This window comes from Agrobacterium sp. 6Ca8 (assembly GCF_055382765.1).
Genome location: NZ_AP026434.1, coordinates 1,944,191 through 1,969,244, shown reverse-complemented (window position 1 = coordinate 1,969,244; position 25,054 = coordinate 1,944,191). Strand labels below are relative to the sequence as shown.

Below are 25,054 nucleotides of genomic sequence, written 5' to 3'. Positions count from 1 at the left end.
CTTCTCATTGCGCGCAGAGGTGACACTTTTAGGCCGTCGGCATGCCCGTGGCGCGGGCTTCGCCGGGCGTCATGCCATAGGTGCTGCTGAACACCCGGTAAAAGGTTGGAAGACTGTCGAAGCCGCTGCCATACGCGACCTGCGTGATTGTCAGGGCGGGAGATTCCAGCAGCAGGCGTCGCGCTTCCTCGATCCGCATGGAGGCGAGCGTGCGGGAAAAAGACAGCTCCGCGCCTTCGAAAACGACGTGCAGTTGCCGAAGTGAAATGCCCAGTTCCTTTGCCACTGCGGCAGGCGTGAGGTTCTGCCAGGACTTTTTGCGCATCATGATGTCCTGGGCCGCATAACAAAGCCCGGTGCGGAGTGCGGCGCGCACTTCCGGCATTGCAGGCGAAAGCCGTCCACGCGCCGTCATGGCTAATCGAGCGATATGCGTCACATCGCGCACGGGATCGATGAGCCTGCCGCGTTCGGCGTTCAGCGCGTTGAAGAGCGCCCGGAACGGCCGGGAGAAGGCGGTCTTGTCGGCGTAACGCGTGGCGAACAGGTCATCGGCCGGTCGGCCAAGCATGACTTCGTCATCGACAGGGATCTTGAGCATCTTGTAGTGAAAATCCGCCTCACCGCCCGGTATCGCGTCATAGGGCAAGTCCGAATAGTTGATGGTGAAATCACCGCCGCTAACGGCATGGATCCTGTCTCGACCGGCATGCAGCAACCCCGAACCCTTTACCTGCAAGCCAATGCAGAGGCTGTCGCCGGCAATGCGGGCAATATCGGCTTCCGTGCGGTTGACCCGGTAAGAGGAAGCGCGCATTTCGCTTACGACGGCGCCTGCAACAGAGCGCGCCTGAAACGACCCGCTGAAGGCCTGGCGGCGATCCGGCGCAAGCTCGATCGTTACGCCAAACAGGCTTTTGCCGCGCACTTCGCGCCATTGGTCGAAGCGGTGCTCGGGCTGAAAATCCTCGGTTGCGAAACGGATGATGGTGTTCGTGGCTTGCTCCCCCCAGATGAGCCATGTCCCCGCGGCTTATTGTTCGGTTGCGCGAAACCCAAGATGGACGAGCGGATAGGGCCGTCCCTGCCCGTCGAGGTCGGAGCGTCCCGTCGGCTTGAAACCGAGCCGGCGATAAAAGCCCATGGCCTGTGTATTCCGTTCGTTGACATCGGTGGTCAGCGCGGGGTGTGCGGCAAGCGCTGCCTGCACGAGCGCCTTGCCGATGCCTCTGCCGTGATAATCCGGATCGATGAAAAGCGCTTCCATGTGCCCTTCATGCAAAAACATGAACCCGAGAGGCTTATCCGACGCATCGACGGCGAGCATCAAAGCGGCCTCGGGAAGAAAAGCCGTCACTTCTTCCTCGATTGCGGCGCGATCCGCTCTGTGAAGAAAATCATGGGTAGCGTCTACGGCCTTACGCCATATTTCAAGGATGCGGGCCGTGTCGCGAGCGTTGGCGGGACGAAATGTGATCATGCCTCACCCTTAGCAATTGCGGCGTTTTTGCGCCATGGGTCTTTTCGCAAGGCGTTTTCCCATTCGCTAAATCCCCGCAGCCAAACGCCGCAGTCTTATCCCGCATATTTCTTCGATCTCCGGTGCCTGACGTTTTTCTCGAAAAAAGTCCTTGCAAAAGGGTCCGATAAAAAAATAGATAAAAATAAGTTCTATCTATTTATTTGAAGGAAAGATCGTCGGATGAATCAGATTATCACGGAAATTGAACAAAATCAGGCGCAGATTCCCTCAATCAAAGCGGATCCTTCACTCGAAGAAGCAAAAATTATCTATAATTTACCATTTAATGACCTCCTGTTCCGGGCACAGCAGGTGCACCGTCGCCATTTCGATGCCAACGCCATCCAGATGAGCCGGCTTTTATCGATCAAGACCGGCGGCTGCCCGGAGGATTGTGGTTATTGCAGCCAGTCCGCCCGCAATCCAACAGGTCTGAAGGCTTCCAAACTCATGGAGGTGGAGCGAGTGCTGGCGGAGGCGCGCAAGGCGAAAGAGGGCGGGGCGACGCGCTATTGCATGGGGGCGGCGTGGCGCAACCCTAAGGAGCGCGACATGGAGGCGGTGGTGGCCATGGTCGAAGGCGTCAAGGCGCTCGGCATGGAAACCTGCATGACGCTCGGCATGCTGACGCCGGAACAATCCGAACGTCTCGCTCACGCCGGGCTAGATTACTACAATCACAATGTCGATACGTCGGAGCGGTTCTATTCGGAGATCATCACAACCCGCACCTTCGAAGATCGGCTGGAAACGCTTGCCAATGTTCGTGATGCCGGCATGAAGGTCTGCGCCGGCGGCATTCTCGGCATGGGAGAAACGGTCGAGGACCGTATTTCCATGCTGGTAACCCTTGCTAATCTGCCGGTTCCGCCGGAAAGCGTGCCGATCAACATGCTGATCCCGATCCCCGGCTCGAAGCTTGCCAAGGCCGCTCCGGTTGATCCGATCGACTTCGTCCGCACCATTGCGCTTGCGCGCATCCTCATGCCCCGTTCGCATGTGAGGCTTTCCGCCGGACGTACCGAAATGAGTGATGAGATGCAGGCGCTCTGTTTTCTGGCCGGGGCGAATTCCATCTTCGTCGGCGAGACGCTGCTGACGGCGGATAATCCGGGGGAAGATCACGATACGGCGCTGTTCCGGCGGCTGGGCCTGAAGCCGATGGCGTTGCAAACGGCGGAAGCGGGAGAGACCCGGTGAATTCGTCGGCGCTCTCCGCCTATGAGCTGAAGCTTGCCGGTCTGCACCGCAAGTCGCGCCTGCGGGCGCTAGCGCCCCGGCAGGGTATCGACTTCACCTCCAACGACTATCTCGGGCTTGCCGATGCACCCCGGCTGAAGGCGGCGATCACTGACGCAATCGAGAGGGGCGTGCCTGTGGGTGCAGGTGGTTCGCGGCTGCTTCGTGGCAACCATCCCGAACATGAGGCGCTTGAAACGGAGGCGGCGGTATTTTTCGGCGCTGAGAGGGCGATCTATTTCGGTAGCGGATTTGCCGCCAATGTCGCACTTTTTTCCGCACTGCCGCTGCGGGACGACCTCGTTCTCTACGATGCGCTGATCCATGCCAGCGTGCATGACGGCATTGCCGCCGGCAAGGCGAAGGCGGTCGCTGTGCCGCATAATCAGGTTGAGGCATTCGAACGGGAAATAAACCGATGGCGGCAGGCGGGCGGCAAAGGTCGCCCGTGGATCGCGGTGGAGAGCCTCTATTCCATGGATGGTGACCGGGCGCCGGTTGCGGCCCTTGCCGACCTCGCCGGGCGACATGGCGGCTTTCTCGTCGTCGATGAGGCGCATGCCACCGGCGTGTTCGGGCCGGGCGGGCGCGGCCTGGCCGCTGAACTGGAAGGTCGGGGTAATGTCGTGGCGCTGCACACCTGCGGCAAGGCGCTTGGTCTTTCCGGCGCGCTTATCAGTCTGCCTGCGGTTCTTGCCGATTACCTTACTAACCGCGCCCGCGGTTTCATCTATTCGACCGCGCCGTCACCGCTGATGGCGGCGGCTGTGCGGGAGGCCTTGCGGATCGTCGCCGACGAGCCCTGGCGGCGCATCCGTCTGGAAGAACTGATAAATTTGGCCAGCGAACAATTACGATCCCGGCTGGGCGTGACGCCCGGCGGCTCGCAGATATTGCCGGTGATGATTGGTGACAATGCGCGTGCACTGAAGATCGCCACGCGTATGCGAGACGGCGGCTTCGACGTGCGCGCTATCCGCCCGCCAACGGTGCCGGAAGGCACGGCACGCCTGCGCATAGCCATCACGCTCAATGTCGAGGAAAGCCAGATCGCCGATATGGTCGGGCTGCTCGCCCTCGCCATGGAGGGGGAACGATGAGCCTTCGTTTCATCGTCTCGGGCACCGATACGGGTATCGGTAAGACGGTTTTTTCTGCGGCGCTTACTCACGCATTGCAAGCCCATTACTGGAAGCCGGTGCAATCCGGGCTCGAGGAAGAGACCGACAGCGAGGTGGTGGAGCGGATGGGTGGCGTGCCGCGCACGCGCATCCTGCCGGAGGCCTATCGCCTGAAAATGCCGGCCTCACCGCATCTTTCGGCCCGCCTCGACAATGTCACGATCGAGCCCGAGCTTTTGCTGCCGCCGGAAACGGATGGGCCGCTGGTGATCGAAGGGGCGGGCGGCCTGCTGGTGCCGCTGACCGACACATTGCTGTTTGTCGATATTTTCGCCCGCTGGCGAATTCCGCTGATCCTGTGCGCCAGAACCTCACTCGGCACCATCAACCACACGCTGCTGTCGCTCGAGGCGCTGCGGCTGAGAGCCATTCCGGTGCACGGCGTGGTCTTCATCGGTGATGAGAACCGGGAAAATCAGCGCATTATCGCCGATATCGGCCGAGTTCGCTCGCTTGGCCGCTTGCCTCGCATACCGGAGATGACTGCCGAGGCGCTGCACCACGCATTCGCTCAACAATTCGATCTCGCTGATTTCCTGGAGGTGCCGGCATGAGCCGTTCCCGCGTCTGGCATCCTTTCACCCAGCACGGGCTGGAACCGCCGATGAAACGCATCGTCTCGGCGGAGGGCTCCTATCTGGTCGATGAGGATGGCCAGCGGTTGTTCGATGCAATTTCATCCTGGTGGGTCATCACTCACGGCCACCGGCACCCGGCAATCATGTCCGCCATCCGCGCAGCGATCGAGACCTTCGACCAGATCATTTTCGCCGAGTTTTCGCACGAGCCGGCCGAAACGCTGGCCAAAGGGCTGATCGAACTCGCGCCTGCCGGCTTGGAACATGTGTTTTATTCCGATAGCGGTTCGACCTCGGTGGAAGTGGCGCTGAAAATGGCGCTCGGTTATTTTCACAATTGCGGTGAAAAGCGAGATCGCATCGTGGTCATGGAGCACGGCTACCACGGTGATACGATCGGCGCCATGTCGACGGGCGAACGCGGCGTGTTCAATGCTGCGTATGAACCACTGCTATTCGGCGTCGACCGGCTTGCTTTTCCAGAAGCGGATTGTGAGCAGGAGACGCTCGACATGTTCGAGAGCTTTTGTCGTTCGGGCCGAGTCGCCGCCTTGCTGATCGAGCCGCTTATTCTCGGTGCCGGTGGCATGAAGATTTACCGTGCGGAGGTGCTCGCCGGACTGAAACAAATTGCCGAACGCTACGGTTGCCTTGTCATCGCCGACGAGGTGATGACGGGCTGGGGCCGGACAGGAACCATGTTCGCCTGCGAGCAGGCGGGAGTTTCACCGGATATTCTGTGCACCTCCAAGGGGCTGACCGGCGGCTCCCTGCCGTTGGCAGCGACCTTGTGCAGTGGCGAAATCTTCGACGCGCACTTCTCGACCGATCGCCGCAAGACCTTTTTCCATTCGAGTTCCTACACCGCCAATCCGATTGCCTGCGCTGCCGCTGTCGCCAATCTGCAGGTTTGGCGCGATGAGCCAGTGGTGCAGCGCATCGGTCAACTGCAAGAAGTGCTGCGCGACAATCTCGGGCGATTTGCGGATGACAGGCGCTTCACCAACATACGCCAGATTGGAGCGATCGCAGCGCTTGACCTCGTCGTGCCCTCCGGCGGTTATCTCGCGGAGGCGGGGCCACGCATGCGGCAATTGTTCCGCGAGCGCGGGCTCATCATCCGCCCGCTCGGCAATGTGCTCTATCTGATGCCGCCCTATTGTTCGACGGCGCAAGACCTCACCCGTGCCTTTGACGCCATGGACGAAGTCGCCTCGATCGTGACTGAAGCCGCTCTGGGAGAACCCGGCGCGGCCGCGATCAAAAACCGTCTCCGAAAGGCCTGACAATGCAGACCCGTTCTTCCCGCATGGCTGGCTTCGGGCATGCCGTGCCAGTGCGATGTGTCCGCAACGCGGAGATTGAGACGCGTCTTGGGCTGGAGGCTGGCTGGATAGAGCGTCGGACGGGGATCCGCACACGTTATTGGGCGCAAGAGGGCGAGACGCTAAGCGGCCTTGCCGAAAAGGCCGGCCGCATGGCACTGGAAAACGCGAGAATTGGCGCCGAGGATATCGCACTGACATTGCTTGCGACGTCCACGCCAGACCATCTTTTGCCGCCTTCGGCCCCGCTGCTTGCGCACCGGTTGGGCCTCACACAATCCGGGGCGATCGATCTTGCCGGGGCCTGTTCCGGTTTTCTCTATGCGCTCACTCTTGCGGATGGTTTTGTCCGCACGCACGGCCGCGCGGTGCTTGTTGTTGCCGCCAATATCTTAAGCCGTCGTATCAATCCGGCGGAAAGGGCAACTGCGGTTCTGTTCGCCGATGCTGCCGGCGCCGTCGTGCTTGTCCCCTGCCGGGATGCGCAGCGCGGCCTTTTGTCTGCCGATCTCGTTTCGGATGGGAGCGGTTACGACCTGATCCAGATCGCGGCGGGCGGCAGCAGCCAGCCTTTTTCCATTGATACAGAGGCTGAAGATACCCTGATGACGATGCGGGACGGCCGCGAGGTCTTTTCCCGTGCCGTCGCAACAATGACGCAGACCTCACAGCGCGCTCTGCAACGCGCAGAAATGACGGCCACCGATATCCAGCGGTTCGTGCCGCATCAGGCCAATGCCCGCATGTTCGATGCCGTCTGCGGCAATATCGGCATCGACCGGCAAAAGACGGTACGTACAGTCGAAACCTTCGGCAACTCTTCTGCCGCCACTATTCCGCTTTCGCTTTCCGTTTCCAATGCTGAGCGGCCCATCGCGGAGGGTGAAACGCTGTTATTGACGGCGGCAGGGGCGGGGATGACTGGGGGGGCGGTGGTGTATCGAGGCTAGGCCAGCTGGATACGGAAATGTCTGAGTCGGATCGAGCCGCGCGTACAACGTCGGCAGATATAGGCAGAGCGCGGTGATGCAGCTCAAGTGCTCGAAACAGTTTGATTTTGTTTGGAGAAATTTGGCTGGGGAACCTGGACTCGAACCAAGATTAACGGAGTCAGAGTCCGTCGTTCTACCATTGAACTATTCCCCAAAAGCCTGAAGCGGGTTACCGCGTTCGCTTTGGTGGGTCGTCATATAGATGATTTCTTGCGAGGCGCAAGTCGAAAAAATCGAAAAATGCGTTTTCGTCGCTCTTTTGCGTCTGTCTCCTGCGTCAGAGCCGCGCACGGGTGGAGCGTGGGGTGGAGAGCAGAAGGCTGGTCTCGCTGCCGGTAATGCCAGGGACAAGGCGGATACGGCGGAGCACCGCGTCGAAATCGCTGAGAGTGGCGGCGTTAAGTTCTACGATCAGGTCCCAGCGGCCGTTCGTGCTGTGAATTTCGGATATTTCCGGGAAACCGCCGAGCGTGCGGATGACGCGGTCCGTCACATGGCCTTCAATCTCGATCATCATGATGCCGCGGATCGCCGCCTCCACCGCATCGGCACGCAGGATGACGGTGTAACCGATTATAGTGCCGTCATTTTCCATTTTTTCGATGCGTGAGCGTACCGTTGCGCGCGAGGTTTCCGTCTCGATCGCCAGATCAGAAATGCTGCGTCTGCCGTTATGCCTCAAAAGGGTCACGAGCCGTTCGTCGAGATCATCCATTGGTATCCATTCTGATAAATAGATTTGACCAAATCGATAGCCTATTTCGATAATATTGCCAATATTCGATGTTCATTCCGCCATGTCTGTGTGGTTTAGTGAGGTTATCGGTTTATAAAAGCGAGGGCTCAAATGGATATCAGGCTGATCGGTGCGCCGTTGCAAATCGGAGCCGGGCAATTGGGGTGTGAGATGGGGCCGAGTGCGTATCGCATCGCCGGTCTCACGCGGGCGCTCGAAGATTTGGGCCATCGGGTGGTGGATACCGGCAATGTGACGCCGGCGCCGCTGAGGGAGTTTAACCACCCCAATCCGGCGGTGCATCATCTCGCTGAGACGGTGGCCTGGACCGAGGCGCTGACGGAGGCCGCCTATCGAGAAAGTGCTGGCGCCGTGCCGATCTTTCTTGGCGGCGACCACGCAATTTCCGCGGGCACCGTCGCCGGCATGGCGCGGCGGGTGGCGGAGAGTGGCCGGCCGTTTTTCGTGCTCTGGCTCGATGCCCATACCGATTACCACACGCTTGAAACGACGCGCAGCGGCAACCTGCATGGCACGCCGGTCGCCTATTTCAGTGGTCGCGACGGATTTTCGGGTTACTTTCCGCCGCTCTCCCATGCGGTTCCTGAGGAAAATATCGGCATGATCGGCATCCGCAGCGTCGATCCAGCCGAGAGAGCCGCACTGGAAGACAGCGGCATCACCGTTCACGACATGCGCTCGATAGACGAACATGGTGTCGCGGTTCTGCTGCGCGCATTCCTTGCGCGGGTGCAGGCGGCAAACGGCCTGTTGCATGTCAGTCTCGATGTCGATTTCCTGGAACCGTCTATCGCGCCTGCGGTCGGCACCACGGTTCCGGGTGGGGCGACGTTCCGTGAGGCGCATCTGGTGATGGAGATGCTGCATGATAGCGGGCTTGTGTGCAGTCTCGATCTCGTGGAGCTTAACCCGTTTCTCGATGAGCGCGGCAGGACGGCGACGCTGATGGTCGACCTGGCTGCCAGCCTGATGGGCAAGCGGGTTATGGACCGCCCGACGCGGGCCGGCTGAGGGGGATGATGCAATGACGATTATACCGAACCTTAATATCGTACCTTTCGTCAGCGTCGATCATATGATGAAACTCGTGCTGCGCGTGGGGATCGATACGTTTCTGCGCGAGCTGGCCGACGTGGTGGAAGAGGATTTCCGCCGCTGGGAAAGTTTCGACAAGACGCCACGCATCGCATCGCATTCCCAAGAGGGCGTCATCGAGCTGATGCCGACCAGTGATGGAACGCTGTATGGCTTCAAATATGTGAACGGCCATCCGAAAAACATGAAGGAGGGCCGCCAGACGGTGACCGCCTTTGGGGTGCTTTCCGATGTCGGCAACGGCTATCCGCTGCTCCTGACCGAAATGACCATTCTGACGGCGCTGCGCACCGCTGCTACTTCGGCTGTCGCTGCAAAACACCTAGCCCGCAAAAATGCCCGCTCGATGGCCATCATCGGCAATGGCGCGCAGAGCGAGTTCCAGGCGCGGGCCTTCAAGGCCATTCTCGGCATCGACACCGTGCGGCTTTTCGATATCGACCGGACCGCCAGCGAAAAATGCGCCCGCAATCTTGCCGGGCAGGGCTTTACCATCGAAATTTGCGATAGTGCGCAGGGCGCGGTGGAAGGTGCTGATATCATCACCACCGTCACGGCTGACAAGCAATATGCGACGATCCTGACCGACAACATGGTTGGTCCTGGCATTCACATCAATGCCGTCGGCGGCGATTGTCCTGGCAAGACGGAACTGCACCGGGACATTCTGCTGCGGTCGGACATTTTTGTCGAATACCCGCCGCAGACCCGCATCGAAGGTGAAATCCAGCAATTGCCAGCGGACTACCCTGTCACAGAACTATGGCAGGTCATTGCCGGTCAAAAGCAGGGACGGGTAAACGACAGGCAGATCACGCTGTTCGACAGCGTTGGTTTCGCGACCGAGGATTTTTCGGCGCTGCGTTATGTGCGCTCGAAACTGGCCGCCACCGGGCTTTATACGGAACTGGATCTGCTGGCCGATCCGGATGAGCCGCGCGACCTGTTTGGAATGCTGTTGCGCTGCGAGGCGGCTCTCGCCTGAGAGGACGTTCAACCGGAATGACGTCAGCCAGCCCGCCTGCGTTCCCTGCGGGCAACGGCATGTTCCCGCCAGATGGTGAAGAGACCGGCGGCGATCACGATTGCAGCACCCAGAACCATGTTGGATGTCACGACCTCGCCATAGATGGTGACGCCGATGATGGAGACGAGCACGAGCTGGTAATAGGAAAACGGCTGCACGGAGGCCGCATCCGCCAGCTCGAATGCCTTGATCAGGCAATAATGGCCGCTCATGCCGGTAATGCACAGCGCCAGCATCCAGCCCCAATCCTGGGGTGCGAGGCTAACCCAATAAAACGGACCCACCAGCGTCAGTGCTGCCGCACCGGCCACGCCGGTATAAAAGAAGCTCGTCATCGCTGAATCGCTCTTGCTGCCAAGGCGGGTCAGGACGCTGTAGAGCGCAAGCATGAAGGCGGCGATGAAAGTGATCAGCAGGCGGTTGTCGAACCCTTCGCCATCAGGTTTCAGAATGACGAGAACGCCGATGAAGCCGACAAAAATGGCGCACCAGCGCCGCCAGCCCACATGTTCGCCAAGCAACGGCACGGACAGTGCGGCGACGATCAGCGGCGCCGAAGCGAGGATGGAGTGGCTGTGCGCCAGCCCGACAACGGCGAAGGAGAAAATGGAAAAAACAATCTGCACGGCAAGAAGGACGCCGCGGCTGATCTGCAGCCACGGACGGTTTGCCATGACAGCGCCCCGAATGCCGCCAGAGGACCTTGCAGCCATCAACAAAACGAAGACGGCGAAGGCCCAGTATCGAAGCATTGCGACGAAGACGGGCGGATAAGAACTGCCAAGATGTTTGGATATGCCATCCTGCGCTGCAAAGATCGTGAATGCTATGAGCGCATAAAGATAACCGGTCTTGGGTGATGGCATAAATAAACCACTGTCCGGCTGTTGCCGGCAAAAAGAGGATTCGGCGTGAATAAGGTGAATAGCAGCCATATGGTCTGGCCGTATCTTGTCAGACAACCTTATTTTCCGAATAGCTGCCATGCAAGTCCGAAGACTGCCTCTGCCCGGTCAAGTTCACGGGTGGCGCCTATGCTGGCGAAAGCTTTGCGAATAGCTGTTTTCCTGTCCGCCATGCGTTAACGCACCGCGGACAGGATGTCGGTTACGGAGTGATTTCTGCGTCGATCAGCCGATCATCACGGCCGCCTTCGAGGTGACGGATTTCAGCGCAGCGTCGGCCAGTTTCAATGCGATCAGCCCATCCTTGATGGAGGGTGACGGAGCCACATTGTTTTCGATGCAATCGATGAAAGCGGTAATTTCCGCCGCGTAGGCCGCCGTATAACGCGTCATGAAGAAATCATGCAGCGGCGGGCGGGTGTAGCCCTCAGCATTGGCGATCTCGATGGAGACCGGCCGCTGGTTCTCGGCCGCAGCCGAACCGAGCGAACCATGCACTTCGATACGCTGGTCATACCCATAGGTCGCGCGTCGCGAATTCGAAATGCTGGCTTGCCTGCCGCTTTTCGTCGTCAGAATGATGCTGGCGCTATCGAAATCGCCGAGTGCACCGATCTCCGGATTGACGAGAACGGAACCGGTGGCGAATACGCTTTCCACTTCCTCGCCGAGCAGGAACCGCGCCATGTCGAAATCATGAATAGTCATGTCACGGAAAATGCCGCCGGAAACCTTGATGTATTCGGCTGGCGGCGGGCCGGGATCGCGGCTGGTGATGGTCACCATTTCGACCTTGCCGATGCGGCCATCCTCGATTGCCTTGTGCGCGGCCTGAAAATGCGGATCGAAACGCCGGTTGAAACCGAGCATCACCTTTGCACCGGTTTCCTCAACCACCTTGGCGCAGGCTTCCGCACGGGCCACATCCAGATCGACGGGTTTTTCGCAGAAGATGGCCTTGCCGGCACGGGCGAAACGCTCGATCAGATCGGCATGGGTGTTGGTCGGCGTGCAGATGATGACGGCGTCGATCGTCTTGTCAGCCAGAACCTCGTCGATTGTGCTGACCTTGCACTGCGCTTCGCGGGCGATTGCTTCCGCAGCACCGGCAACGGCGTCCACAACGGCCACCAGCTTCGCACGGCTGTCGGTGGTGATCGCATTGGCGTGGACCTTGCCGATCCGTCCAGCGCCGAGCAGTGCCAATTTCGTAACCATCTTTCCTCCGGTTCCTCACACCCGTCTTCCACTCCCGGAAAGACAGAATATGAACGCAAACAATGTTTCGATATGGAATATATGTTCTATTTTGCTAGATCGACACCGGAGGCGTGTCAAGCGTTTTGACGACGGGCAGGGCAGCCGAAATGATCTCTTCGGGAGGTTGCGCAGCACGGGTGAGCGCTGCGTTGAGAAAGCGTTGAAACGGGAACAAAGTCCCCACCGGCAGTCAGTTGACAGAGGGTGCGACGACCTCCTGTTGGGGAAGCGCATAAACCTCGACCGGGGTTTCAAGGCCGCGCAGAAGCCATGGGCCGAGATTGTCCAGCTTATCCTCGTGTCCGGCCATACGGACAAATTCTTCGGAAAACAGGACGTTGCGGCCGGTTTCCTTGGTCAGGGTTTCAAGCCGTGATGCGATGTTTACGGCCGGACCGATGACGGTAAAATCGAGGCGGGTTTTCGAGCCGATATTGCCATACATGACATCGCCGACATGGACGCCGATGCCGTAACCCAGAGGGTCATGGCCTTTCTGGCAATTGATGTCGTTGAGGGCAACGAGACTTTTCTGTGCGCTGGCAATGGCTTTCAGCAGGTTTTCACAAGCCTGCGGATCGCTGAGCGGGAAAATCGCCAGCAGCCCATCGCCCATGAATTTCAGGATTTCACCACCGAATTCCTCGATCGGATCGCACATCGCGTCGAAATAACCGTTCAGCAACTCGATCACATCATCGCGCGGCCAGAGGTCGGAAATATGGGTGAAGTTGCGCAGGTCGCAGATCAGGATCGCCGCGCCGACCGTTATGCCGCTGCCGCGCGTCGTTGCACCATTGAGGATTTTTTCGCCCGCATGCGGCCCGACATAGGTCTCCAGCAGGGTGCGCGTCATGCGGTTTTTCAGGCGAATTTCGCTGACCAGCGCGAGCGCCGGTAGCAGGTTTTTCAACGCAAGGACTTCCGCTTCCAAAAAGCCACCGGGCCGATCGCTGGAAAAAGTGGCGACATGGCGCTTGCCGAACGTATGTTCGATCGGCCAGGCGAAATAATCCGTCAGCCCGTCGGCGCGCAATTCCTCATAGATCGGATAAGCGGATGGCTCGATTTCGTCGCCGGTCAGCCGGTGGCGGATTTCGGTTGCGCCCTGATGGATGTCGTTGATGGGACTGTTCAGATATTCGGGCGAGCTCTCCGCCCCATAGCCATAGGTGGTGATCTCGGCCGACGATATGCCGGCCTTCCACAGGATGCGCGCGCCAAGCCATTGCGGGTGACGAATGCGGAAGGCAAGTGCGCCCCGCGCTATGGAAATTCCACTCTCGCGCAACCTGCTACACAGCTCGAAGAATATCTCATCGATAAAGCGCTCGTCCTTCGTGCCGGTGACGAGCCAGTCGAGAATTTCCGTTTTCTCCGTTGGCCACAATTCATCCAATGCTGAAGAAACCCGTTCTTCGGTGTTAAGGCTGAGTGTCATGGCAGGATTCCGGAAATTATTGGTGCTCTCGCGCAGGCGGGCCACATGGCGAACATGTCCCGTGCGGACATCATGTGGTGCCGGATAACGGAAATGTTAAGAGAGCGGAGCGGAAAATGTTCCGGAGAGACTTGTAGCGTTCAAACCGTTACGCGCGCCGCCCGGATGTTGCGTGAACATCGTCCCCGGCGGCGCTGAGATTTGGTTCGGATCGTTGTGAACGATTAGATAACGGTTTCGACTGGAATATGCAGGGCGGCGGCAACGCGCCTGATGCGCAGAGGATCGCTGTCTGAGCCGTCTTCCAGGGCGCGGATTTCATTGGCCGTCAGGCCGCAGGTGATGGCAAGTTGATCGACCGTATATCCGGCGAGATTGCGCGCCATCAGGACTTTTCGGGCGAAAGGAGCATCTGTTTCTTGATCGGAATCGAGTTGTGAGACTGAAATTGTCATTTTTTGCATCTCCCTCATGGTGGACACTTTAATGCGGATGGCAAAGAAAGGTTGCCGGAGCCGAATGCGACCGCGTTACCGGAGAAAAATCGTGTTGCAACGCAGCGAGAACATAGCCGCTTCATCCACCTACGCAATAGTTAAATTTTGTTAAGATTCGTGATCGCAGGATTCCTGCGGGATTCACCGCAGGAACAAGGGGTTGAGAAAAATACTATTTTTCCGGGGTTTAGGCGGATGAAGACTGGCGGCTTGTGCTACAGCATGCCCCAGGCACGGAAGCGGCCGCGGCCCGTAACCTCCCTCAACTCCAGTTGATTGGCGAGCCCTATCGCGCCCTGCGGCGTGGTGCCGAGTTCCCTGACTATCATGGCCGCCGAAACCACCGGCCGGGAGACGACAAGCTCCACCAGCTCTGGAAGACGCGAAGACGAGCGTCGGCCGGCCAGCTTGCGCATCATGCGTTCTCTGGCGTGGGTCAGCCTGTCATGTTCCTTCATGCTGGCCAGCGCCGCCTCGTAAAAGCTGTCGAGAAGTGCGACTAGGCGTTGCGTCTGGTTTCTGGCGTGCCGGCGCTCGCGCGGGACGGCACGAAGCCCAGCGCTGAGCGCCGGCAGGTGGTCGGGAGAGACAGCCCCGTCGCGCAGAAAAGCGGCGGCCATGAGCCTGCCGAGCCAGGGGCTGCGTTGCAGAACCTCGATCATATTCCAGGCATCCAGCAGGATTGCGGTGCGCAGGATCGGGGGCAACTCCTCCGTCTGGCCAAGGACCTGCCGCCATTCCTTCAGCCTTTCCTCCTCGTCCCAGTCGGGATCGTTGATCATCGGATGGGCCTCTTCCCGATGTGTCACCGGCGCAAGGGTGGTGCCGGCGGTGATCGCGTCCAAGGTCGCGGCGCTTCGCGCCAGAAGTGCGTCCAGCTCGGAAAAGGCCCCGTCCAGCGGTGTCTCGCCGTCTGCATCAGACTCTTCGTTGCCGGAATGATCCACCGTTTCCGGGGTAAATGCCGTCGCGTCGGCGGCAATTCCCATTCTTCCGCGCAGACGGGAAAGGCCTGGTGCAGTGAAGGCCCAGCCTGGCGCGTTTGAAAAAATCAGCCGCCTTGAGCGGACGATCCGGTGCGCCGCCGTCATTTCATGGGTTGGCGCCCGCACATCCATATGGGCGTCATGCAGGACCAGATCTTCCATATGGACGAGTTCGCCATCCACCCACATGGAGGAAATCGCGTCGGTAAAGTCCTGCCTTTCGATGAAGCCGTGTTTCATCGGCGACCGGCTTATCCTCTCGTCCAGTCGTGCCAGCGCTTCACCGGCGCGCGCGGCTGGGATGAGAAGCTTTTCGATATGGATGTCCGATGTATCGTAAATCATTGATATTTTTTAGTTTGAGCACGGCCGGGTGACAAGGCGTATTAGAATGGTCCGACGCGGAAGATGGCGAGTAGACGCTGCCATTGCCATGCTGCGATGCGGCGTAAACTTGCGCATTGCAATATGGCGGGTATATACCCCCTCCGAGAGCGACAAATTATCACACCTTCCGTTCGCCCTTCCACCTCCAGGCGAGATGAATTGGAGTTTACCTTGAATATTATGGCAAATGGTCCCGCTACGGCACCGGATCAGAAAACCCGTTTGAAATCCATTATCGGCGGATCGGCGGGCAACCTCGTCGAATGGTACGACTGGTACGTTTATTCGGCCTTCACCCTTTATTTCGCGCCGGTGTTTTTCCCTTCCGGAAACCAGACCGCTGAATTGCTGAGCGCGGCCGCCGTTTTTGCCGTCGGATTTCTGATGCGGCCCATCGGTGCTTGGTTCATGGGAACCTATGCCGACCGCAAGGGCCGCAAGGCCGGCCTGACCTTGTCCGTTACCTTGATGTGCCTCGGCTCGCTGTTGATCGCAATTACACCCGGCCATGAGACGATCGGCATTGCAGCGCCTGCCATTCTGGTGTTTGCCCGCCTGCTGCAGGGCATCAGTGTCGGCGGTGAATATGGCGCCAGCGCGACCTATCTCAGCGAAATGGCCGGCAAGAATCGTCGCGGCTTTTTCTCCAGTTTCCAGTATGTAACGCTGATTTCAGGCCAGCTTCTGGCGCTGGCGGTGTTGCTGGTTCTGCAGCGGGTTCTGACACCCGAGCAGCTCGGCGCTTGGGGCTGGCGCATTCCCTTCTTCATCGGTGGCGTTCTTGCAATTGCGGTGTTTTACATCCGTCGCGGCCTTGCCGAGACGCAGTCCTTTGAAAATGCCAAGGCGGGCAACGCGGACAAGCCGAAATCGAGCGGATGGGCGCTGTTCAAGCATTATCCGCGGGAAGCGATGATGGTCATGGCGCTGACATCAGGCGGCACGCTCGCCTTTTACGCCTACACAACCTATCTGCAGAAATTCCTCGTCAATACCTCCGGCTTCAGCAAGGAAAGCGCGACCGAAATCACCACGGCAGCCCTCTTCGTCTTCATGCTGTGCCAGCCGATTGCCGGTGCGCTGTCGGACAAGGTGGGTCGCAAGCCGCTGATGGTCGGCTTCGGCATTCTTGGAACGCTGTTCACCTATCTCATCTTCACGACGCTGGCGACGACAACCGACCCGATCATGGCTTTCGCTCTCGTTCTGGTCGGCCTGTTGATCGTCACCGGCTACACTTCCATCAATGCGGTGGTGAAGGCGGAAATGTTCCCCGCCCACATCCGGGCGCTCGGTGTGGCTCTGCCCTACGCGCTGGCGAACACGATTTTCGGTGGAACGGCAGAATTCGTAGCCTTGAAGTTCAAGCAGATCGGCCACGAAAACTGGTTCTTCTGGTACGTTACAATCATGATTGCGCTGTCGCTGGTGGTTTATGTGAAGATGCGCGATACGCGCGACCATAGCCATATTCACGAGGATTGAGCGGCCACAATTATACCAGCGAAAGCCCCGCCCCTGGCGGGGCTTTTTGTTTTCAGCGCATTCAGGCGTCTTCGACCGGAAGCACGATGCGGGCCTCAAAACCGTCCTGTCTGCCGGGTGCGGGGGAGGATAGCACGAGTTCGCCGCCAATCTGTTCCATCAGGCTTCTGACGATAGCGAGGCCAAGCCCGGTGCCATCAGCCTTGGACGGGCCTCGGACAAAGCGCGTCGTCAGTTTGGGAAGAAGCGCCTTGTCGATCGCCGCGCCGGAATTGACGACGCGGATCGTACCGTCCTCTTCGGCCAGTATGTGCACCGGGCTTTCCGCCGGACTGTGGATCAGGGCGTTTTCGAGAAGGTTGCGGATGATGATGCCGAAGGCGTCCGTGCCCAGCTTGCAGTTCAGGCCGCCTTCGCAGCGATTGGTGAAGCGGATGCGGGACGTGCCGATCGCCGTTCTGCTCATATCGTCGATGATGAGCTCGAGAATGGGGATGAGGTCGGTCGCCGTGTCTGTTACCCCGATCCTTGCTTCCGCGCGCGACATCTGCAGCAGTTTTTCGGCGAGATGGCCGAGATGCATCAGGGCTTTCTCGATATTTTCCACGCGCGGTGCAAGTTCAGGCGGAATATCGGCGTGCAGCCGCTGCGCCTGCGCCAGCGCGCCGGCAATCGGCGTGCGCAATTCATGGGCGCTGTTGGCGGTAAACTCCCTTTCCGCTTCGATTGTCGATCGCAGCCGCCTCAGCAGCAGATTGACCGAGCGGGCAATCGGGTGAAGTTCAGCCGGAAACGGCAGGGTTTCCAGCGGCGCGAGATTGCCGCCGTCTTTTTTCCCGATCTCGTCGCGCAAGGTCTGTATCGGTTGCAGGGTTTTGCGCACCACGAAGATAACGGCAAAGATGCTGGCGGGGATAAGAATGAGAACGGGCAGCAAAATTGCAGTGCCGGCTTCCTCGATTGCCTCACGCCGGTTGGCGAAGGCATCTGCGACCTGAAGGAAGTAATTCCCGTCCGGTGTCGCCACCGTGTAGATGCGCTGGGTCGCCGTTTCAGAAAAACCGGGGTCGAGAGAGACTTCGAAAGGTTCGGTCGAACTGTCATGCGAATGCAGGACGACCTGTCCTTCCCGGTCGCGAACCTGATAGGTCAGATATTCCGCCGCATGTGCAGACTGGTTGAGTTTTTGCGAGGCGGGGCCCGTGTTGTTTTCCCTGAGATCGTCCACCAGCAGTGGCAGCAGTCTTTCGGCTGTTTCCTCAACGCCAGCGTCGAAAATTTCAGCGAACTCGTCCTGCATCACCATGACGCCCAACCCGCAGGCGATAAACCAGGATATGGCGACAACGCTCGTCAGCGCGGTGACGAGCTTGCGGGTCATGCTGGTTGGTCTGGCCATTTCTGTCTACCTGATGGTGTAGCCGACGCCGCGCACGGTCTCGACGCGGTCATGGCCGATCTTCTTGCGCAGCCGGCTGATATAGACCTCGACGGTATTGCTTTCTATTTCCGCGCCGAATTCGTAGAGCGTATCGTGCAGTTGAGATTTCGAGACGACCGCACCGGGATGCTCGACCAGCTTTTCCAGCACGGCCCATTCTCTGGCGCTGAGCGTTTGCGCTGTTCCGTCAACGACGATATTGCGCGCCACCTGGTTGATTTCGATGCCGGGCAGGCGAATGACGGGGGCGGAGCGCCCCTCGTAACGACGCGAGACCGCCAGCATGCGTGCCGAAAGCTCGTTGAGATCGAAGGGCTTGACCAGATAGTCGTCCGCTCCGGCATTCAGTCCGGCAATCCGGTCGGATACTTGGTCGTGCGCCGTCAGAATGATCACCGGCGTCGAGTCGTCTCGGTTGCGCAGTGATTGCAAAAGGGTGATGCCATCGCCGTCCGGCAGCCGCATGTCGAGCAGGATGAGCCCGTAAGCCATGGTCAGCGTCGCCGCCGTGGCGTCGTCGAGCAACTTAAACCAGTCGACGGCGTGGCCTGCCGCGGCGACATGGTCTCGCAGCGCCTCTCCCAGCACATGATCGTCTTCAACAAGCAGAACCCGCAAGACAGCTCCTTTATCGCGTCGTCTTGCGTATCGCTTTCACGGGATAAGCGTCAAGCACTGTATGTTCAGCTATTCTGGCGCTGGGTGCAGCCGCCGAACACGTCCTGCGCGGAATCGTAGACGGAGGTGGAGACGTTCATCATTCCAAGGATACTGTGGAAATAATTGTCGTGCGAGCGCCCGCCCTTTGCTGCGCCTTTTGCAAGGCAGGCGCGATCCAGCCCCATAGATTTGGCGAAATCATCATCGAACCAGACGAGAAACGGCACATGGGTCTGCTGGTCGGGTGCCAGCAGATAGGGTGCGCCGTGCAGATAGACGCCGTTTTCGCCAAGCGATTCACCATGGTCAGAGGCGTAGATCATCCCCGTTGCCAGCGTGTTGGAACGTGCCTTCAGCTTGTCGATCACGGTCGACAGGAAATGATCGGTGTAGAGAAGCGTGTTGTCATAGGAATTCACGATTTGCGCGTCCGTGCAATTGCCAAGCTCAGCGGTTCGACAGTCCGGGGTGAACTTCCGGAATTCGTCGGTGTAACGCAGATAGTAGGTCGGCCCATGGCTGCCCATCTGGTGCAACACGATGACACTGTCCTTCTTGACGTTATCGAGCCATGCGTCGAGCTTGTCGAAGAAGATATCGTCGCGGCATTCTCCGCCAGTGCAGAAGCGGGTGTCGTTGGTGGAAGGCAGGTCGAAAAAGGGAATGCGGTCGGCCACGTTCTTGCTGCCGGTGTTGTTGTCCAGCCAGGTTGCACCGACACCGGCATGGACAAGAACATCCATGACGTTCTCGTTGGCGAGCGCCTTGTTGTGGCTATACTCAGAACGCGGGAATTTCGAGAACATGCAGGGAATGGAAATCGCCGTCGCAGTGCCGCAGCTGGTTGTATCAGGGAAATAGATCACGTCGCGCTTTGCCAGTTCCGGGTTGGTGTCGCGCCCATAGCCGTTCAGGGAAAAGTTCGCGGCGCGCGCGGTCTCACCAGCCACGATGACGGTGATGCGTGGCTTGTGGATGCCACCCAGCGCCGGCAGGATTTTCGCATCCTTGCCGATCGGGCTCACCTGTATGTCAGCTTCCTTTTCCGCCTGCGTCAGATAGTGAATGGTGGATATGATCGGCGACAAGGGATTGACGCTTTTGACGATATCCTTGTGCTGGCGCACGGCGGTGGTGAATGTTTTGGAATTCGCAAAGCTGATGATGCCGGCAACGGTGAGGCAGATCAGGATGCTGACGGTGTTCCACAGCAGCTTGTCGATGATCGGCCGATGCCGAACCCGGACGGCGGCGATGACGAGCGACGGCACCAGCCCATAGATGGTCAGATGCCAGAAAAGGCCAGGTGTCATCAGATTGCCCGCTTCCGCCCGCGTGGTCTCCACGGCGTTGCGGATCATGTCGCTGTCGATGATGATGCCGTAGCGGTCCATGAACCATGAAGCTGCCGCGGCCGCGAATATCAGCAAGATAAGAAACGGCTTGATGAGATATTTGGCGGAAAAAATGGTGATGAGCGCACCGAAAAGCGCCGCTATGGCGACATAAAGCCCAACGATGGCGACCGGATAGGCGGAAAGATAGGTGTGAACCTTCGACCAGAACGTCTGGTTTGTAAAAAACAGCAGATAGGCTCCCGTCAGCAGACAGAGCGGCACGCTGCCTATTTCCGGACGAAGAGTTACAGTCCCAGTCGTTTTCGCGGTAAAAAGCGCCACTATCAGGTCCCACCAGATTCAGAACGGCGGGCATCAGCAATGAAAGTGCGAACGCCCGTATTTAAATTGCCTCAGAGGCCAGTGGATGGCGGTTGCATCATTTAGCTGACATCAACCTGAATGATTGTCATGAATCTGTCATGTTGCGCCGCGCTCCATGCGGCGGTGCACGTGTTTTCATGTCGATGACCAAGCTCTCGAGCGGATATCAATTAATTCAGCCCGACGAGGCCTGTCGCCGTGGTGCGCATTGAAAACACGCGCGTGGCCCGGACCGGTAGCACGCTGCCCGCAGGCAGGTTCTGGAAGGTCACCGTCGCCCCGGACAGCAGGGTTAGGCATAGCTGCCCGCCATTGCCGACATAAATGGCACGTGTGACTGACGGTAGCGGGTTGTTATCATCGGGAACGATGTCGAAACCGTGGGACGCCGGTGATTCGAGGCCGGCGCTATGATGTGTGTAAGTCTCAGCCATTGTGGTCTCCCGTAAATCAAAATCCGCCGTGATTATGCGGTGAGCCGGGGTGACGGGGACAAGCGGGGAAGCAAATGTCGGCGCAGGCTCCGGTCCTGCACCGGGCTCAGCCGGAAAGACTTATGGTCCTTACGCAATTTCATGGGGTTGGCCGTATCGCCATTCCTGTCGGCCAAGCGGATGGCGGCGAATTTTTATCCCCGGGATCGCGCATTGTCGTAAAACTTGACTGATAAAGAATATATTTCTAGTTGCTCCACTTTCGGATGGTATTACGGTGACGGAAGAACCGTTGCGGGCAAGCTGACCCATCGGTGATAACGCATATCAAGTGAAGCAGCAGGGGCATGAAGCGCAGAGATCGATTGATGTCTTCCGGTTGGGGGCGGCGGGAATTTCTGGGGCTGCTTGCCGCTTCGGCTCTTGCGGGCAAGGCGCGGGCGGCGGTGACGCCGCGTCTTGCCGCGATCGACTGGGCCATGCTGGAAACCTCCGTCGCGCTCGGTATCATGCCGGTTGCCGCAACTGAACTCATCCAGTTCAGGGCAGGTGCTGTCGAGCCGGAAATTCCTGAAACCGTCTCTGATCTTGGTCTGCGCGGCGCGCCGAATTTTGAGCTTCTGCAACTGACGCGGCCCGACCTCATCCTCATTTCACCTTTCTACACGCGTTATACCGGCCGGCTGGAAGCGATAGCGCCGGTGTTTTCATTGCCATTTTACGTGAAGGGCGAGCCGCCGTTTGAAAAGTCGCTTGCCGCGGTCTCGGCACTTGGCGAAAAGCTGGGCAGGGCTGACGAAGCCCGCAAGGTTCTGGACGAGGCACGCCTCGCGCTGCAAGCCATGCGGACGCGCCTGGCAGGTTTTGCGTCGCGGCCGACTTATGTGATCAACATCGGCGATGCCCGGCATTTCCGCGCCTTCGGTGAAGACAGCATGTTCGGCGATATTCTTGGCCGGCTGGGGCTGACCAACGCCTGGGTAGATCGTTCGCAGTTCACCTTCGCCGCCCCGGTTCCGCTCGAAAATCTAGCCGACGTGGCCGATGCACGCATCGTCATTGTTTCGGATGTTCCGGTGGAGGCCCGCGAGAGCCTGCGCAACAGTGCCATCTGGCGTGCGCTTCCGGCCGTGCGGGAAAACCGGGTGGTCACCCTCGGTAATGTCAGCCCCTATGGCGGTATCACCGCAGCCATGCGTTTTGCGCGGCTTTTGACCGAGGCTCTGGCAACCCACGGAGAGGCATTGTGACGGCACGGCCTCTCCAGCTTTTCTTCGGCCTCGTCTTTCTTCTGGCCTGCGGGCTTTCCCTGCATGCCGGATTGCTGCGGTTACCCCTCGGCGCTTGGCCCGGCCTGCCGTTCGATGCCGCGTCCATGTCGATGGATCAGGTCATTTTCGCCTTCAGCCTGATGCCGCGTGTGGCGGTTGCCATTCTGGCGGGGGCGATGCTGGGATTGTCGGGTGCGCTTTTCCAGCAATTGCTGCGCAATCCGATTGCCGACCCCTCCACCCTTGGCATCTCTGCCGGCGCCCAGCTGGCAATCGTCATCGCGACCCTGTTCTTCCCCTCGGTGCTGGATGGCAACCGCGCATGGGTGGCGCTCGCCGGCGGTACCGCTGCGGCCTCCGTGGTGTTTCTTCTCGGCTGGCGGCGGTCCTTCGAGCCCGTCACCATGGTGGTGTCGGGACTGCTGGTCGGCATCACCGCCGCTTCCGTTGCCGCCGCGCTGACGCTTGCACGAGGCGAATATCTAATGTCGCTTGTGGTCTGGAATGGCGGTTCCCTCAGCCAGCAGGACTGGTCGAATGCGTTTCTGCTTGCCGCCCAACTTCTCGCTGGTCTGGTTCTCACCGGGCTACTGATAAGGCCATTGACGGTTCTGGGTCTCAGCGATTCCAGTGCGCGATCGCTCGGCGTATCGCTCTTTTCGATCAGGCTGGCGGTGGCTGCCGTCGCCGTGATGCTGTCGGCATTCGTCGCCGCCGCCGTCGGTCTCGTCAGTTTTATCGGACTTGCAGCACCTGCGCTTACCCGTGCGCTGGGTGTGCGACGTGCATCTTCCGTGCTGTTCGTTTCGCCGCTTCTGGGCGGTCTGCTGCTCTGGTTCTGCGACGGTCTCGTGCAGCTTCTGGCGAGTACGACAGCGGAAGTGTTTCCGACGGGTGCGGTCACGGCTCTCATCGGCGGGCCTTTGCTGCTTTGGCTGCTGCCGAAAATCCCGCCTACGAATATCCATCGCAATGAGGGCGGCGATCTCGCGATCAGACGCAGGCTTGCCTCCCTGCTGCCGGTGCTTGTCATCATGGCCGGGCTGGTTTTTGCAGCCCTCGCCATCGGCAAGGGGCCGGAGGGCTGGACGGTGCTGAAAGCTGGCGACCTGCAAAGCCTTCTGCCCTTTCGTTGGCCGCGGTTGATGGCGGCTTGTGCTGCCGGTGGTTTATTGGCGATGGCGGGCGCGCTTCTGCAGCGGCTGACCGGAAATCCCATGGCAAGCCCGGAGGTGATCGGCGTCAGCGGTGGCGCGGGTCTTGGTTTTGCCGCCGCCATCACGCTCTTTCCGGCCGCCGGGCTGTTCGAACTGTTTTGCGGCGCCGGCCTCGGCTCGGCAGCCGTCATGATGCTCGTTCTGTTCTTTTCGGTGCGCCGGCATCTGGCGCCTGAAAAAATACTGCTCGCCGGCATTGCCATCAGTTCGCTCTGCTCGGCGGTACTTTCGGCACTGCTTGCCATTGGTGATCAGCGGGCCTGGCAAATTCTCTCCTGGCTCAGCGGCTCGGGTTCGACGGCGACATCAGGTTCGGCGATCTTTCTTGCGGTGCTTTCCGTCGTGCTCCTGGCCGCTGCCCTGTCGGTGACGCGCTGGCTGGTGATCCTGCCGCTTGGCCGGGATGTGCCGCTCTCACTAGGTCTGCCGCTCGCTACGGCGCGTATTGCAGTCATCGCCGTGGCCGGCATTGCCACCGGTGCGGCCTCACTGCTGGTCGGTCCGCTGAGCTTCGTCGGGTTGATGGCACCGCACATTGCGCTTCGGGCCGGTTTCACCACACCGCGCGACCACCTGTTTGCATCGTTCCTGTTCGGTGCGGTGCTGATGGCGCTTTCCGATCTCGGGGCAAGAACCGTGACCTTTCCTTACGAGTTGCCGCTTGGGCTTTTTGCGGCTCTGGCCGGTGCGCCCTATCTGATCTGGCTTTCAGGCAGGCGATGATGATTTTTCTGAACGATTTACGGAGATGAGAACAATGGGTCAGGCCGCACCTGCCGTAGATTACGACGATATCCCGCTTTTCTTTCTGGAAGCGGTAACCATGGAGGTTCCGGGCAGGACATTGCTGCATCCGCTGACGGCAAGCTTTGCCACCGGCAAGACCATCGGTCTTATCGGCCATAACGGTTCGGGAAAATCGACGCTGCTTAAGATTCTCGCGCGCATGCACGAGCCGACGGCGGGCAAGGTGTCGTTCGAGGGGCAGCCGCTGGGGAGCTGGGGCAACCGCGAATTTGCGCGAAAGCTCGCCTATCTTCCGCAATATACGCCGGCTGCGTCCGGCATGCTGGCCAAGGAACTGGTGGCGCTTGGCCGTTACCCCTGGCACGGCGCGCTCGGCCAATTCACCAAGGCGGATCAGGAGAGGGTGGACGAGGCTATAGAGCTGACCGACACCGTGGCCTTCAGGGACCGGCTGGTGGACACGCTTTCCGGCGGGGAGCGCCAGCGCGTGTGGCTGGCCATGCTGGTTGCCCAGAACGCCGAAAGCCTGCTTCTCGACGAACCCATATCGGCGCTCGACATGGCACACCAGCTCGAGGTTCTCTCGCTGGTGCAAAGACTGTCGCGGGAAAAGGGTCTCGGCGTCATCGTGGTGCTGCACGATGTCAACATGGCGGCGCGGTTCTGCGATGAGATCGTCGCACTGCATTCCGGTAGGCTTATCGCAAGGGGAACGCCGAACGAAATCATGACGCCGGAAACGCTGGAGCGTATCTATGGCGTCCGTATGGATGTCATGACCCATGCTGCGACCGGCTTTCCCGTAGCACTGCCGCTTTGACATCGTTGCAGCAAAACAACGCCCTGACGTACTCGCCTTTAACAGGAATTCCGCAGGCGTTTCCCG

23 protein-coding genes and 1 tRNA gene are annotated in these 25,054 nt (G+C 59.4%); 11 read left to right on the top strand and 13 right to left on the bottom strand.

Features of this window, described 5'->3' with window-relative positions:
- Window positions 1–28: 28 nt before the first annotated feature.
- The gene (locus tag ACZ5A6_RS23120; RefSeq protein WP_174060196.1) at window positions 29–928 is read right to left on the bottom strand and encodes a helix-turn-helix transcriptional regulator; all 900 of its coding nucleotides are present in this window, start codon (window positions 926–928) and stop codon (window positions 29–31) included.
- Window positions 929–1,033: 105 nt separating this feature from the next.
- Window positions 1,034–1,480 carry an acetyltransferase gene (locus ACZ5A6_RS23115; RefSeq protein ID WP_174060197.1) on the bottom strand — a complete coding sequence of 149 codons (447 nt, stop codon included), beginning with the start codon at window positions 1,478–1,480 and terminating at the stop codon, window positions 1,034–1,036.
- A 222-nt stretch (window positions 1,481–1,702) separates the two neighbouring features.
- Here ACZ5A6_RS23115 and bioB point away from each other — a divergent pair, with 222 nt between their 5' ends.
- The 5 genes from bioB to ACZ5A6_RS23090 are packed head-to-tail and all read left to right on the top strand — an operon-like array spanning window position 1,703 to window position 6,795.
- Window positions 1,703–2,722, top strand: a complete 1,020-nt coding sequence (gene bioB / locus ACZ5A6_RS23110) for a biotin synthase BioB (RefSeq protein ID WP_065688784.1) — start codon at window positions 1,703–1,705, stop codon at window positions 2,720–2,722.
- Window positions 2,719–3,861 (top strand): 8-amino-7-oxononanoate synthase, encoded by a 1,143-nt coding sequence (locus ACZ5A6_RS23105; RefSeq protein ID WP_464111417.1) that lies wholly within the window; start codon window positions 2,719–2,721, stop codon window positions 3,859–3,861. The genes bioB and ACZ5A6_RS23105 overlap by 4 nt, the downstream gene beginning before the upstream one ends.
- Window positions 3,858–4,496, top strand: coding sequence for a dethiobiotin synthase (bioD, locus tag ACZ5A6_RS23100; protein WP_004431604.1), 639 nt, complete (start codon window positions 3,858–3,860; stop codon window positions 4,494–4,496). The genes ACZ5A6_RS23105 and bioD overlap by 4 nt, the downstream gene beginning before the upstream one ends.
- Window positions 4,493–5,806, top strand: a complete 1,314-nt coding sequence (locus tag ACZ5A6_RS23095; protein ID WP_174060198.1) for an adenosylmethionine--8-amino-7-oxononanoate transaminase — start codon at window positions 4,493–4,495, stop codon at window positions 5,804–5,806. The genes bioD and ACZ5A6_RS23095 overlap by 4 nt, the downstream gene beginning before the upstream one ends.
- A gap of 2 nt (window positions 5,807–5,808) precedes the next feature.
- Window positions 5,809–6,795 (top strand): beta-ketoacyl-ACP synthase III, encoded by a 987-nt coding sequence (locus ACZ5A6_RS23090; protein WP_174060199.1) that lies wholly within the window; start codon window positions 5,809–5,811, stop codon window positions 6,793–6,795.
- A gap of 122 nt (window positions 6,796–6,917) precedes the next feature.
- On the opposite strand, the gene ACZ5A6_RS23085 is transcribed toward ACZ5A6_RS23090, so the two are convergent.
- Both ACZ5A6_RS23085 and ACZ5A6_RS23080 read right to left on the bottom strand, forming a co-directional pair.
- Window positions 6,918–6,991: transfer RNA gene (locus ACZ5A6_RS23085), tRNA-Gln, on the bottom strand.
- 123 nt (window positions 6,992–7,114) lie between these two features.
- The gene (locus ACZ5A6_RS23080) at window positions 7,115–7,552 is read right to left on the bottom strand and encodes an Lrp/AsnC family transcriptional regulator (protein WP_004431612.1); all 438 of its coding nucleotides are present in this window, start codon (window positions 7,550–7,552) and stop codon (window positions 7,115–7,117) included.
- A gap of 132 nt (window positions 7,553–7,684) precedes the next feature.
- Between ACZ5A6_RS23080 and rocF the strand changes: the two genes are divergently transcribed.
- Both rocF and ACZ5A6_RS23070 read left to right on the top strand, forming a co-directional pair.
- Entirely contained in the window at window positions 7,685–8,605 is a 921-nt protein-coding gene (gene rocF / locus ACZ5A6_RS23075; protein WP_174060200.1) for an arginase, read from the top strand.
- Window positions 8,606–8,618: 13 nt separating this feature from the next.
- On the top strand, window positions 8,619–9,674 hold the full coding sequence (locus ACZ5A6_RS23070; protein ID WP_065688790.1) for an ornithine cyclodeaminase: 1,056 nt from the start codon (window positions 8,619–8,621) through the stop codon (window positions 9,672–9,674).
- Between the two features lie 23 nt (window positions 9,675–9,697).
- Here ACZ5A6_RS23070 and ACZ5A6_RS23065 read toward each other — a convergent pair whose 3' ends face one another.
- The 5 genes from ACZ5A6_RS23065 to ACZ5A6_RS23045 form a co-directional block, all read right to left on the bottom strand.
- On the bottom strand, window positions 9,698–10,582 hold the full coding sequence (locus tag ACZ5A6_RS23065) for a DMT family transporter (protein WP_174060201.1): 885 nt from the start codon (window positions 10,580–10,582) through the stop codon (window positions 9,698–9,700).
- Window positions 10,583–10,846: 264 nt separating this feature from the next.
- Complete coding sequence (iolG, locus tag ACZ5A6_RS23060; RefSeq protein ID WP_464111416.1) at window positions 10,847–11,839, bottom strand: inositol 2-dehydrogenase; 993 nt, start codon at window positions 11,837–11,839, stop codon at window positions 10,847–10,849.
- 232 nt (window positions 11,840–12,071) lie between these two features.
- Window positions 12,072–13,322: an adenylate/guanylate cyclase domain-containing protein gene (locus ACZ5A6_RS23055; protein WP_174060203.1), complete on the bottom strand. Its 1,251-nt coding sequence runs from the start codon at window positions 13,320–13,322 to the stop codon at window positions 12,072–12,074.
- Window positions 13,323–13,546: 224 nt separating this feature from the next.
- Window positions 13,547–13,777 (bottom strand): helix-turn-helix domain-containing protein, encoded by a 231-nt coding sequence (locus ACZ5A6_RS23050; RefSeq protein WP_004431634.1) that lies wholly within the window; start codon window positions 13,775–13,777, stop codon window positions 13,547–13,549.
- Window positions 13,778–14,034: 257 nt separating this feature from the next.
- Window positions 14,035–15,150: an RHE_PE00001 family protein gene (locus tag ACZ5A6_RS23045; protein ID WP_174060204.1), complete on the bottom strand. Its 1,116-nt coding sequence runs from the start codon at window positions 15,148–15,150 to the stop codon at window positions 14,035–14,037.
- A 222-nt stretch (window positions 15,151–15,372) separates the two neighbouring features.
- Here ACZ5A6_RS23045 and ACZ5A6_RS23040 point away from each other — a divergent pair, with 222 nt between their 5' ends.
- Window positions 15,373–16,677 carry an MFS transporter gene (locus ACZ5A6_RS23040; RefSeq protein ID WP_004431639.1) on the top strand — a complete coding sequence of 435 codons (1,305 nt, stop codon included), beginning with the start codon at window positions 15,373–15,375 and terminating at the stop codon, window positions 16,675–16,677.
- Window positions 16,678–16,738: 61 nt separating this feature from the next.
- Here ACZ5A6_RS23040 and ACZ5A6_RS23035 read toward each other — a convergent pair whose 3' ends face one another.
- The 4 genes from ACZ5A6_RS23035 to ACZ5A6_RS23020 all read right to left on the bottom strand — a co-directional run bounded on the left by ACZ5A6_RS23035 (window position 16,739) and on the right by ACZ5A6_RS23020 (window position 20,933).
- Entirely contained in the window at window positions 16,739–18,076 is a 1,338-nt protein-coding gene (locus ACZ5A6_RS23035; RefSeq protein WP_019566566.1) for a sensor histidine kinase, read from the bottom strand.
- Between the two features lie 6 nt (window positions 18,077–18,082).
- Window positions 18,083–18,736 carry a response regulator transcription factor gene (locus tag ACZ5A6_RS23030; RefSeq protein ID WP_004431644.1) on the bottom strand — a complete coding sequence of 218 codons (654 nt, stop codon included), beginning with the start codon at window positions 18,734–18,736 and terminating at the stop codon, window positions 18,083–18,085.
- Window positions 18,737–18,801: 65 nt separating this feature from the next.
- Window positions 18,802–20,457, bottom strand: coding sequence for a phosphoethanolamine--lipid A transferase (locus ACZ5A6_RS23025; RefSeq protein WP_174060206.1), 1,656 nt, complete (start codon window positions 20,455–20,457; stop codon window positions 18,802–18,804).
- A 212-nt stretch (window positions 20,458–20,669) separates the two neighbouring features.
- Complete coding sequence (locus ACZ5A6_RS23020) at window positions 20,670–20,933, bottom strand: spike base protein, RCAP_Rcc01079 family (RefSeq protein ID WP_065663213.1); 264 nt, start codon at window positions 20,931–20,933, stop codon at window positions 20,670–20,672.
- A gap of 347 nt (window positions 20,934–21,280) precedes the next feature.
- Here ACZ5A6_RS23020 and ACZ5A6_RS23015 point away from each other — a divergent pair, with 347 nt between their 5' ends.
- From ACZ5A6_RS23015 to ACZ5A6_RS23005, 3 genes are read left to right on the top strand one after another with little or no spacing between them, the layout of a single operon-like run.
- Entirely contained in the window at window positions 21,281–22,183 is a 903-nt protein-coding gene (locus tag ACZ5A6_RS23015) for an iron-siderophore ABC transporter substrate-binding protein (RefSeq protein WP_174060207.1), read from the top strand.
- Entirely contained in the window at window positions 22,180–24,144 is a 1,965-nt protein-coding gene (gene fhuB, locus ACZ5A6_RS23010; RefSeq protein WP_004431664.1) for a Fe(3+)-hydroxamate ABC transporter permease FhuB, read from the top strand. The genes ACZ5A6_RS23015 and fhuB overlap by 4 nt, the downstream gene beginning before the upstream one ends.
- A gap of 34 nt (window positions 24,145–24,178) precedes the next feature.
- Entirely contained in the window at window positions 24,179–24,988 is an 810-nt protein-coding gene (locus ACZ5A6_RS23005; protein WP_004431665.1) for an ATP-binding cassette domain-containing protein, read from the top strand.
- Window positions 24,989–25,054 lie beyond the last annotated feature (66 nt).

What these genes read in the sequence shown, in the direction of transcription:
- ACZ5A6_RS23020 (WP_065663213.1), bottom strand. Translation starts at nt 20,933, where the DNA reads ATGGCTGAGACTTACACACATCATAGCGCCGGCCTCGAATCACCGGCG.
- ACZ5A6_RS23070 (WP_065688790.1), top strand. Translation starts at nt 8,619, where the DNA reads ATGACGATTATACCGAACCTTAATATCGTACCTTTCGTCAGCGTCGAT.
- bioB (WP_065688784.1), top strand. Translation starts at nt 1,703, where the DNA reads ATGAATCAGATTATCACGGAAATTGAACAAAATCAGGCGCAGATTCCC.
- iolG (WP_464111416.1), bottom strand. Translation starts at nt 11,839, where the DNA reads ATGGTTACGAAATTGGCACTGCTCGGCGCTGGACGGATCGGCAAGGTC.
- ACZ5A6_RS23045 (WP_174060204.1), bottom strand. Translation starts at nt 15,150, where the DNA reads ATGATTTACGATACATCGGACATCCATATCGAAAAGCTTCTCATCCCA.
- ACZ5A6_RS23090 (WP_174060199.1), top strand. Translation starts at nt 5,809, where the DNA reads ATGCAGACCCGTTCTTCCCGCATGGCTGGCTTCGGGCATGCCGTGCCA.
- ACZ5A6_RS23095 (WP_174060198.1), top strand. Translation starts at nt 4,493, where the DNA reads ATGAGCCGTTCCCGCGTCTGGCATCCTTTCACCCAGCACGGGCTGGAA.
- ACZ5A6_RS23080 (WP_004431612.1), bottom strand. Translation starts at nt 7,552, where the DNA reads ATGGATGATCTCGACGAACGGCTCGTGACCCTTTTGAGGCATAACGGC.
- ACZ5A6_RS23115 (WP_174060197.1), bottom strand. Translation starts at nt 1,480, where the DNA reads ATGATCACATTTCGTCCCGCCAACGCTCGCGACACGGCCCGCATCCTT.
- ACZ5A6_RS23055 (WP_174060203.1), bottom strand. Translation starts at nt 13,322, where the DNA reads ATGACACTCAGCCTTAACACCGAAGAACGGGTTTCTTCAGCATTGGAT.
- ACZ5A6_RS23005 (WP_004431665.1), top strand. Translation starts at nt 24,179, where the DNA reads ATGGGTCAGGCCGCACCTGCCGTAGATTACGACGATATCCCGCTTTTC.
- ACZ5A6_RS23015 (WP_174060207.1), top strand. Translation starts at nt 21,281, where the DNA reads ATGAAGCGCAGAGATCGATTGATGTCTTCCGGTTGGGGGCGGCGGGAA.
- ACZ5A6_RS23040 (WP_004431639.1), top strand. Translation starts at nt 15,373, where the DNA reads ATGGCAAATGGTCCCGCTACGGCACCGGATCAGAAAACCCGTTTGAAA.
- ACZ5A6_RS23050 (WP_004431634.1), bottom strand. Translation starts at nt 13,777, where the DNA reads ATGACAATTTCAGTCTCACAACTCGATTCCGATCAAGAAACAGATGCT.
- ACZ5A6_RS23065 (WP_174060201.1), bottom strand. Translation starts at nt 10,582, where the DNA reads ATGCCATCACCCAAGACCGGTTATCTTTATGCGCTCATAGCATTCACG.
- rocF (WP_174060200.1), top strand. Translation starts at nt 7,685, where the DNA reads ATGGATATCAGGCTGATCGGTGCGCCGTTGCAAATCGGAGCCGGGCAA.
- ACZ5A6_RS23035 (WP_019566566.1), bottom strand. Translation starts at nt 18,076, where the DNA reads ATGGCCAGACCAACCAGCATGACCCGCAAGCTCGTCACCGCGCTGACG.
- bioD (WP_004431604.1), top strand. Translation starts at nt 3,858, where the DNA reads ATGAGCCTTCGTTTCATCGTCTCGGGCACCGATACGGGTATCGGTAAG.